This window comes from Rickettsia endosymbiont of Culicoides newsteadi, from assembly GCF_002259525.1.
Lineage (GTDB): Bacteria > Pseudomonadota > Alphaproteobacteria > Rickettsiales > Rickettsiaceae > Tisiphia.
The window spans coordinates 1-9,797 of record NZ_MWZE01000009.1; the positions used below are offsets into that span (position 1 = coordinate 1).

A 9,797-nucleotide genomic window follows, 5' to 3' on the forward strand; every position below is an offset into this window, starting at 1 on the left:
ATAGTGACAATAATAATTTCATGGGAATTATATCTCTAAATTGCTAAATTTTTGTCTAGACAAAGGAGACCACCATATAGTTCTCGCCATACCGTCATTGCGAGAAGCCACTTTAGTGCCATTGAAGGCAATCCAATCCTAGACTGTCTTAATGGTTGTCAGCCTATTTAACATGTCCTACAGGTCGTTTAGGGGGAGGAGGCGGTGTAGGAGGGAGCTTATTGGCTCCTGTAACATTCTCGGGTTTAGGGATAGTGGCTGCAATAGCTTTTACTTCTGCCTGAAGCTCTTTAGGGAGCTCTTCTTTTTTTGCTGCCACTTCAACAACAGGCTTAGCTGATAAGTCAAGCTTCTTGGCCTCATATTTCTCTTTAAGTTCCTCTAGCTTTTCAACGAGTTTTGTTTGTTTCTTTTCCTGATCAACTTCTTCCCATCCCTCAAAATCTTGCTCCCTGAAATCTTTCCCAATAAATTCAATTAGCTCTTCTTTGGTCTCAATATTTTTAGTCTCCGAAAGTTCAGCATGAAGTGTCTTAATAAGAGCAGATTGATCGATATCTTTATTATTAATAAACTCCACAAGGTCAGCATGTGGGGGTTCATCATCGTCATCATCGTGTATTGCCTTTCCTCTAGTAAGTATTGCGTTTCTCAGAGCTGTAGCAATAGAAGGTTCCTCTCCTGCTTTAGTTCCACCCTTATCACCGTCTTTTTCTACTCCTACTTTTTTTACTCTTGCTTCTTCTATTCTGTCTCTTTCTTCTTTTGTCTTTAGTTTGAAGCCGCCATCCTTGCCAGCTTTAATTTCAGCGAACATATCATCTTGAGAGGGGTTTTTATCCACGATTTCTACTTTTTTTAGAGTAATCCCTGTTGCAATTTCATCTAATAGCTGTCCATGAGCATTCTCCTGCCTTTCTATTGGGTTTGCTGCTGCCGGGTTGTTAGTTTGACCAGGTGGCGGCGGTGGTGGAGGAGGTGGTGGTATCGGTTGATCAAACCCTCCTGGTAGAGGCGGCGGAGCTGGTTGGGCTGCTGTCGGTGGCAATGGTGGTGGCGGTGGTATTATTTGGGGTTCTTGATGGGCCCCTTGTTGTAAGCCTGGTACATGTAGTGGTGGTGATGGCGGCGGTGCTGGAGGTGGAGGTATTTCCGTTGCAATATTTGGTTGTGGGTCAGCTAGATTCTGCAACGACGTAGTACGTACAGGTGGAGGTGGAGCATGCCGTTTTGTTGACGATGGCATAGATGCTCGTCTAGCATGTTCTTCTGGTTGTGGCGCATTTATATCCGGCAACGAAGTAGTATGTGTAGAAGGTGGCGGTGGAGCTGGACGTGTTGGTCGTGGTATAGAGCCGGCTGCTTGCTGAGAACCTATACTCCCAGGAGGTAGAGGTGGTGCTGGTGGTATTGTGTTTTGTTGCTGAACAGCTTGGTTTGGTAATGAAGCGTTAGCTAAAGGAGGTGGTGGCGGGGCTTGACGTAGTGGCGCCGTCTGTAGATTAGGCATTGATGAGTGCAAGGTTTGCGACTGAGTCTGCTCTTGACCAATCGTAGTTAGTAATGGTTCTGAAATAGAAACTGCTCTGGAAAAAGCTAAATCAATTTTACTACTTAAAGCTTTCACTGCATCGGACTGCTCGTTTGATAACTTTCTTTCTGTCAACTTCTCTAATTCTTTATGCAACTTATCTTTTCTAGCTAGTTTTGAACTCTCTATGTTCTTACCAGTGAATTTTAAAGCATTATCAATATGACGTAACGTTTCATTGTTTTTGGTTACGGTTTTTTCTAGAATTTTTTCCGGAGTACTTACAAAAATATGCTTGATTTTTGTTACAATTTGTTTAAGACCATCTAACCAAGTTGATGGTAATTCTTGTTGCAATTTTGCTAATTGTTGTTTTATAGCAATCAGCTCTTGCACTTTATCATTAGCATTTACCAGTTTGGTGGTGTCTTTTTGTATTTGGGTTAGTTGTGTTCTTTCGTGCATTAATGCTACAGCTTCATTAGCATTATAAATTTTTGGTACAATTTCCCTAAAATTTTCTTGGGATACAGCTAAGTTGTTCAACTGTTCTTGTAACTCTGCTGCTGTTTCTTTTTGTTTATCCGATAACTCTTTTTGCAAAATCTTATCCAACCCTTTCTGTAATTCTTTATCGATGATTACTTGTAACGATGAAGATTTTTTTCCTATTTTTTTTAATGTATCGTCAACATCTGTAAGTATCTCTCTGTTAATTTCTCTTTTCTCTGCAGATATCTGCTCATCATTTTTTATAAAAAGATATTTTATCTGTGGAATAATTTGCACAAGTCTTTTAAACCAAGGTAAAGATGGTGCTTCTTTTTTTAGCTTTTCCACTTCTTGTTTTAACTGTATACTGTCCTCCAGTTGTTTATTAGCCTCTAGGAGTCCACCTATAACATTCTGCATCTTTGTTAATGCATCGGTTTCTTTTAATAATACAGCTTCTATTTCTTGTTGACCTTGATCTTGATTTGGATATTTTGACATGCAAATACTCCCTATATAACTTTACTATGAACGTCTATAGTAACCAATTGACAAACAACTTGTCAAATTAATACTTGAATTTTTTAGCATTTAGTACTATCATTACCTAATATTATTAAAATCTCTTGGGAGAAAAAGATGAGTGAACTATTAGAACTTGCAGCGGAAATGCGGGAGAAATTTGGGACAGGAGCTGCAAGAGACCTACGCAGAAGAGGTATGGTTCCTGCTGTGGTTTATGGAGCAAATAAACAGCCACTTGCTGTTTCTATTGAAGAAAAAGAAATAACTAAGCACTATAGAAAGCCTGGTTTTATATCATCCATTGTTCAAATTAAAGTGGGGAACAAAACCCATAAAGTATTACCAAAAGCTGTAGAATTGCATCCGATTACTGACATAGTTAGGCATGTTGATTTTGTCCATTTAGAAGAAAAAACCCAAACAATGGAAGTTCCAGTAGTTTACGAAGGTAAAGAAAGAGCTTTAGGAGTTAAAAGGGGAGGGTTCTTTAATATCATCAAAAGAACTATGACTCTTTTATGTGATGTCAATAATATACCTAAAAATATTAATATTGATGTTAGCAATATGCTAATAGGTCAGTCTTTAAAAGCTAAAGGCATTAAATTACCTGAAGGAACTCAGCTAGCTAGTAAAAGTGATTTTATTATTGCTACTATCATTGGGCGTAAGGGTAGTAAGGCAGAAACTGAAGAAACTGCAACTGAAGAAGTAAAAGCAAAATAATTATATAACCGTCATTGCGAGAAGTGTGTAAGCTTTCGCCGTCATTGCGAGGAAGATCGTAGGTCGACGAAGCAATCCATATGACAATTTATGGATTGCCACGCTCACATATGTTCGCTCGCAATGACGTGTATGCATCTCAAACGTCATTGCGAGGAGTCGTTTTATGACGACGAAGCAATCCGTTTTTGTGTTATATCTGCCCTTAGTGTCACCCCTGCTTCAGTGCGGGGTCTAGATTCCCGCCTACGCGAGAATGACAATAGTGGGTGGAAATGACAAAAGGTCGTAATAATGACATTATCAAAAACGCATGAATATCCCTCAATTATTGGCGAAGCCAATTCTTCAAAGCCTTCAAATATATATTCAAATCAGAAGAGTGTACTTGTTGTAGGTTTGGGAAATATAGGCAAGGAGTATCAAAATACTCGTCATAACGTTGGCTTCATAGCTGTCGATTATTTATCAGAATACTATAAAATTTCTTGGAATACAAAATCCAAACTTCATGCAGAACTGGCACAAGGGATAGTGGACGGACAGAAATTACTATTGGCAAAACCTGTAACTTATATGAATCTGTCCGGTAAAGCAGTACAAGCCATATGTTCTTACTATAACATCAACCCACCAAATATTTTCGTTTTACATGATGATATAGATTTAGAAATTGGTCGAATAAAATATAAATTAGCTGGTGGTAGTGGTGGGCATAATGGTTTAAAATCATTGGATCAGTGTATAGGGAATGATTATCATCGTATCAGAATTGGGGTAGGAAGACCAGCGGCATATGATGATGTATCGGATTACGTCTTAGCTCCTTTTTCTAAAGAAGAATATAAAATTATTATCAGTTCCATTGATGTAATAACCAATAATTTCCATTTATTGCTTTCAGGCAAAGTGGAAGAATTTAACAGGAGTGTAGTTTAAATTATGGAGAGACAATCACATTTAGAGATAGTCTATGCAGATAATAGCATAGATGCACAATATATGAAGGTAATGGAGAATGGTTTAAATGAGCAGGCTAAAGTCAAGAAGGGGCTTGATGTTATAAAATCATTTTCCTTTGCTTGTTTTGATAATGATAAAAACTTTGTTGCTGGTGTAGATGGCAAGAGTTTCTATGGTTGTTTATATGTTGACACGTTATGGGTTTCAGAAAATTTTCGTGGTCAAAATTATGGTACTTTACTAATGGCAAAGGTGGAAGAGGTAGCACGAGAGCGTAATTGTAAATTTATGACTTTATTCACTACCGATTGGCAAGCCAGACCATTTTATGAAAAATTAGGCTTTAAATTAGAGTTTGTAAGAAGTGGCTATGCTAAAGATTCGGAAGTATATTATTTAAGGAAAGATTTATAGCTTCCTAGCATTACTTCGTCATTGCGAGAAGCCGCTTTGGTAGCGACGAAGCAATCCAAGAAAATGGTTAGAAATGGATTGCTTCGTCGGCTTACGCCTTCTCGCAATGACGTTTAAATATAGGAGCATATATATCGCTAATAGACGTATATATACCCCCAGCGTCATTATGAGAAGCCACTTTGGTGGCAACGAAGCAATCCATGGTAAATACCAATTGGGTTAACTATATGAATAGAAATTTATGATATTAGATTTATGACCTTAAGATGTGGTATTGTTGGTTTGCCAAATGTAGGAAAATCAACTTTGTTTAATGCTTTAACTTCCAGTGTTGCAGCAGAAGCGGCTAATTATCCTTTCTGCACTATAGAGCCAAATTCGGCTATAGTATCAGTACCGGATATTAGGCTAAATGAGTTGGCAGTTGTGGCTAATTCTACTAAAATTATTCCTACTTATATAGAAGTCGTCGATATTGCTGGCTTGGTACAAGGGGCTAGTAAAGGTGAAGGGCTTGGTAATAAGTTTTTATCTCATATACGAGAGGTCGATGCTATTTTGCACGTATTACGTTGTTTTGAGGATATAGATATTACTCATGTACATAATAAGATTGATCCAATATATGATGCTGAAATAATAGAAACAGAATTAATTTTAGCCGATCTTGAATCGGTAGAAAAACGTTTAACGAATGCTGAGAAACGTTTAAAAACAGGCGATAAAGCTTTAAAAGATCAAGTAGAATTATTAAAAGAAATTCAAGCAACTCTAGCGATAGGTAAGCCAGTACGCAGCATCAGCAGGGCTTATAGCAAAGAAATGTTAGATCAATTGCAATTATTGACTTCTAAGCCAGTTTTATATGCTTGTAATGTCTTGGAAAATGAGGCGATTACTGGTAATAAATTTACCGAGCTTGTAGCAAAAAAAGCTGAAGAAGAAGGGGCCAAACATGTCCTCATTTCATCAAAAATTGAAGCGGATATTGCAGTTTTGGAAAGTAAAGAGGAAAAAATTGAGTTCTTAAATAGTATAGGGCTTGCGGAAACAGGTCTGAGTAAAATTATAAGAGAAATGTATAATTTATTAGATCTAAAAAGCTTTTTTACTGTTGGACCGAAAGAAACACATGCCTGGACTTTTAGTAATGGTACACTGGCTCCTAAAGCGGCTGGTATTATTCATACTGATTTCGAGAAAGGTTTTATTCGGGCTGAAGTCATTAGCTATCAGGATTATATAAAGTTTAATGGGGAAGTAAAAGCTAAAGAAATGGGTAAAATGCGTTTAGAAGGTAAAGAGTATAAAATGCAAGATGGAGATGTAGTGCATTTTAGGTTCAATGTTTAAATCAAGGGTAGTTAATTGAGAAAATTATACCATTATCCTATTTGTCCATTATCACGTCAGGTTCGGGTGTTGCTAAAAGAACTAGATGCTCAATTTACTATGGTTAAAGAGGATTATTGGCAGAGGAATCAGGAATTTTTGTCTTTAAATCAGGCGGGTACTTTACCGGTCTTACAAGAGGCATCCAATTTAATTATAGCAGGAATTTATCCGATCACTGAGTATTTCAATGAAAAATATCCAAATTTTAATTTTATGGACGAAGATTTTGATATTAGATGCGAAATCCGTCGATTACTCAGTTGGTTTAATGAAAAATTTTACCGCGAAGTAACAAAAATTATTATCGATGAAAAAATAGTAAGACCATCCTGCCAATTAGGGGGGCCTAGAACCGATTTTCTTAGAGCAGCAAAGACTAATTTGTCGCATCACTTGAACTATATGTCCAATTTATTGGAGTTACGTAGCTTTATTGCATCAAATTCCTTAAGCTGTGCAGATATAGCTGCCGCCTGTCATATCTCCGTTCTAGATTATTTCGGTGAAGTTAACTGGGATAAATGGTCATCTATTCGTCATTGGTATGCAATAGTCAAATCCAGACCTAGCTTTCGCTCTCTACTACAAGACAAAATACCAGGTTTTACTCCACCCACATGCTACGCCGATTTAGATTTTTAATGATTGAGATAAGAGGAATTTTCTGCTACAATTTCTAGTGAAGTTCCATGGATAAAAAATTTAATTAAATAATCAGAGGAAATTATGGGTAAAAAAGTAGATGAAGTTCAAGAGAGTTTGTCTGCAGAAGAGCTAAAGAGTCATGTAGGAGAAATGCCTGGTACTTTTCTAGCCTTGCAACAACTAGAAGAAGTAAAAAAGAATCTGGAGGAAGCACGTAAATGTTTTTCTGGTACTTCTAGTAAGGCTTTTTCTGGGGTAAAGAAATTAGAATTTGAGAAAGCAGGAAAGGTGTTTGAGGAATTTATGAGTTCATTTGAAAAACTCAAGGAATTCGCTGATAGTGTAGATCATAAAAAACCTCTAGATAAATTAAGCTCTTCACTAACTCTTACAGGTCGCTTAAAAGATTTTGCTACAGAACAATTAAAAAAAGTTGAAAAAATATTTGAGGCACCCATTAATGCCATCAAAGATAATAAGATTTTAAATGCGGTGGTGAATGTAATAAAATGTTCATGTAAGGCAGTTAGTACTATGGTTAAAAGTAGTTTAAACAATGCTATAGCCATGGGAGACGTTGCCAAGAGTGTTGTTAATCTAGGTTCGGCAATAAAAGAGGCTGCTATGGGTAAAGGGACTCAACAATCAATGAGTAAGTAACTTACCTTACGCATAAACCCCATGACAATTTAAAAATTTCGGAAAAGTACAAAACGTCATTGCGAGCGAACGTACGTGAGCGTGGCAATCCACATATAGATTGCTTCGTCGCTACTAAAGTAGCTTCTCGCAATGACGCCAAGCTATTTTCTATATGACTTTTAAATGCCATGCGTAAGGTTAGTAAGTAACTGCTATATAGTTTTTTGTTTAATTTTATTATTTTGTAAATCATTATGTTTATTAAAGATTTTGAGAATAAAGGCTTTTTATATCAATGTACTGATTTAGAAAAACTAACGACACTAATGAACAATAGTAAAATATCTGTTTATATTGGCTTTGATTGTACAGCTCAATCTTTACATGTTGGGAGTCTGATGCAAATTATGATTTTGCGTCTATTGCAACAATATGGTCATAAACCAATAGTAATCCTGGGAGGGGCGACTAGTAAAATTGGTGATCCTACTGGTAAAGATGAGGCAAGAAAATATTTAACAAAAGAAGAAATTGCCAAAAATGCTGAAGGTATAAAAAAATCATTATCAAAATTTATTAAATTCGGTACTGGGACAAATGACGCAATATTAATTGATAATTCAGAGTGGCTCGAATCGTTAAATTACTTAGATTTTCTTGGCAAATTTGGTAGTTTTTTTTCTGTGAATCGTATGTTATCTATGGATTCGGTGAAATTACGTTTGGAAAGAGAACAGCATATGAGTTTTTTAGAATTTAACTATATGTTGCTACAAGCCTACGATTTTTATCATTTAAATAAAGTATATGGCTGTTCTTTGCAAATAGGTGGTAGTGACCAATGGGGTAATATCATAATGGGCGTTGATTTTACCAGGAAACTAACTGGTAATGAAGTTTTTGGTATGACTACGCCATTATTAACAACTGCTTCTGGCAATAAGATGGGTAAGTCTATTGGTGGAGCAGTGTGGCTAAATGAAGATATGTTAACTCCATATGATTATTATCAATATTGGCGGAATTGTGAAGATCAAGATGTAGTCAAATTTGCTAAATTATATAGCGAGTTAGAGGAAGATAAGATGCAAGAGTTTATCGTACTTGCTGAGTCTGATATTAATGGCGCCAAGAAGCAATTAGCATTTAATTTAACAAAACTTTGTCATGGTGAACAAGTGGCTATAGCAGCCTTAGAAACAGCTACAAAGGTTTTTGAACAAGGAGAAATTGACGTAAATTTACCAACTATCTATATTGAACAGAGTCGTTTAACTCTAGGCATTTCAGTATATGAATTGCTTCATGAGTTGGGTCTTGTTGAATCAAAATCTGAGGGACGTAGACTCATTAGAGGGGCTGGGGCTAAAATCAATAATCAACTAATCGAAGATGAAAATATGATGGTTGACTTGACTTTTATGCAGGACAGCCAAGTTATTAAGATATCTGCGGGTAAGAAGAAACATATGTTAATTAAACTTTCTGCATAATCAATCTATCGCAGGCAGCCTCCTAGATGAGCTATAGTCAATTGATGAGAAGTTGGTGACGTCGTCGCTCAATGCTCGCCTATTACTTATAGGCGTCGCTCCATCGTTCCTGCTACCCAATTCCCCTGAATTGACTATACCCAATTGCTTATTATACAAGTGCTTACGCTCTATTATTAGAGCTTCGTTATTTCATATTCTAACTCCATATTTTTTCCACAAAATGCCATCGAAATTTTGAGTATTTGTTTTACATGCTGATATTCTTTTATCCTAGTATCATATTTCTTATCTATAATTTGTTGTAAGCCAGATTTAGCTATATCTGCTAAATCTTCTGAGGATTTAGCGATTTTATACTCGATAATCATCGCTTTATCACCTTTGCCAATTTTGGGAATCATCACAACGTCAGCTCTGCCATCTCCTGATTCTTGTTCACTTGATATTATATAATTAGGAGCTAACATATTAACAAAGCCGAGCATAAAGCCACTATAAAATAATTCGGCTTTTTTCTCTCCTGTTTGATGAAAACTAGTAGAATTAAGTAACAATTCCTGCAGACGCTCTTTAAACGCCTCTATTTTACCATCTGGTAATAGAGTAACAAAAGAATAATAGCCAGAATTATCAATTTTTATTTGTTTAGTAACCCATTGCAGCATTCTCTTTTCATAAATATATTTCACCTCGTAGTTAGGAGCAGATAAATCATAAATGTCTCTTTCTGGCATCTTGGTAGTTGTATTTAGGTAACCACTAAATAATAATAAGCTAAATAACCCTTCTGGTTGGTTGATATCAGCAAAATTTATATGTTTAGTAATAGAAGAAGTAATAGTTTTACCCGCAGCTAAAGCCTGAATATCTGTTTGCATCTCATCTGAGAGCAATACATGATCAATCCAACCAGTTCCACCGCTATCAATCCAATAATGATCCAGCTTGCCTTTACTTGCCAAACA

Annotated in this window: 9 protein-coding genes; 7 read left to right on the forward strand and 2 right to left on the reverse strand. The window is 36.3% G+C overall.

What is annotated here, in order from left to right; all coding sequences use genetic code 11:
* Positions 1–163 precede the first annotated feature (163 nt).
* Positions 164–2,524: a hypothetical protein gene (locus tag RiCNE_RS07395; protein WP_094648825.1), complete on the reverse strand. Its 2,361-nt coding sequence runs from the start codon at positions 2,522–2,524 to the stop codon at positions 164–166.
* Positions 2,525–2,662: 138 nt separating this feature from the next.
* On the opposite strand from RiCNE_RS07395, the gene RiCNE_RS01260 reads away from it, so the two are divergent.
* The 7 genes from RiCNE_RS01260 (at position 2,663) to tyrS (ending at position 8,829) form a co-directional block, all read left to right on the forward strand.
* Positions 2,663–3,274 (forward strand): 50S ribosomal protein L25/general stress protein Ctc, encoded by a 612-nt coding sequence (locus RiCNE_RS01260; protein ID WP_094648826.1) that lies wholly within the window; start codon positions 2,663–2,665, stop codon positions 3,272–3,274.
* 294 nt (positions 3,275–3,568) lie between these two features.
* Complete coding sequence (gene pth / locus RiCNE_RS01265; protein WP_094648827.1) at positions 3,569–4,213, forward strand: aminoacyl-tRNA hydrolase; 645 nt, start codon at positions 3,569–3,571, stop codon at positions 4,211–4,213.
* 3 nt (positions 4,214–4,216) lie between these two features.
* Entirely contained in the window at positions 4,217–4,651 is a 435-nt protein-coding gene (locus tag RiCNE_RS01270) for a GNAT family N-acetyltransferase (RefSeq protein ID WP_094648828.1), read from the forward strand.
* A gap of 258 nt (positions 4,652–4,909) precedes the next feature.
* On the forward strand, positions 4,910–6,007 hold the full coding sequence (gene ychF / locus RiCNE_RS01275) for a redox-regulated ATPase YchF (RefSeq protein WP_094648829.1): 1,098 nt from the start codon (positions 4,910–4,912) through the stop codon (positions 6,005–6,007).
* Positions 6,008–6,022: 15 nt separating this feature from the next.
* A complete protein-coding gene (locus RiCNE_RS01280; RefSeq protein ID WP_094648830.1) occupies positions 6,023–6,691 on the forward strand; it encodes a glutathione S-transferase family protein in 669 nt (222 codons plus the stop codon).
* Positions 6,692–6,775: 84 nt separating this feature from the next.
* On the forward strand, positions 6,776–7,354 hold the full coding sequence (locus RiCNE_RS01285) for a hypothetical protein (protein WP_094648831.1): 579 nt from the start codon (positions 6,776–6,778) through the stop codon (positions 7,352–7,354).
* Positions 7,355–7,587: 233 nt separating this feature from the next.
* Complete coding sequence (tyrS, locus tag RiCNE_RS01290) at positions 7,588–8,829, forward strand: tyrosine--tRNA ligase (protein ID WP_094648832.1); 1,242 nt, start codon at positions 7,588–7,590, stop codon at positions 8,827–8,829.
* A 176-nt stretch (positions 8,830–9,005) separates the two neighbouring features.
* Here the strand turns inward: tyrS and RiCNE_RS07895 are convergent.
* A partial coding sequence (locus tag RiCNE_RS07895) for a PD-(D/E)XK nuclease domain-containing protein (protein WP_239832560.1) occupies positions 9,006–9,797 on the reverse strand: 792 nt, incomplete at its 5' end.

Coding starts and splice junctions, on each gene's coding strand:
- ychF (WP_094648829.1), top strand. CDS start 4,910: ATGACCTTAAGATGTGGTATTGTTGGTTTGCCAAATGTAGGAAAATCA.
- RiCNE_RS01270 (WP_094648828.1), top strand. CDS start 4,217: ATGGAGAGACAATCACATTTAGAGATAGTCTATGCAGATAATAGCATA.
- pth (WP_094648827.1), top strand. CDS start 3,569: ATGACATTATCAAAAACGCATGAATATCCCTCAATTATTGGCGAAGCC.
- RiCNE_RS01285 (WP_094648831.1), top strand. CDS start 6,776: ATGGGTAAAAAAGTAGATGAAGTTCAAGAGAGTTTGTCTGCAGAAGAG.
- RiCNE_RS07395 (WP_094648825.1), bottom strand. CDS start 2,524: ATGTCAAAATATCCAAATCAAGATCAAGGTCAACAAGAAATAGAAGCT.
- RiCNE_RS01260 (WP_094648826.1), top strand. CDS start 2,663: ATGAGTGAACTATTAGAACTTGCAGCGGAAATGCGGGAGAAATTTGGG.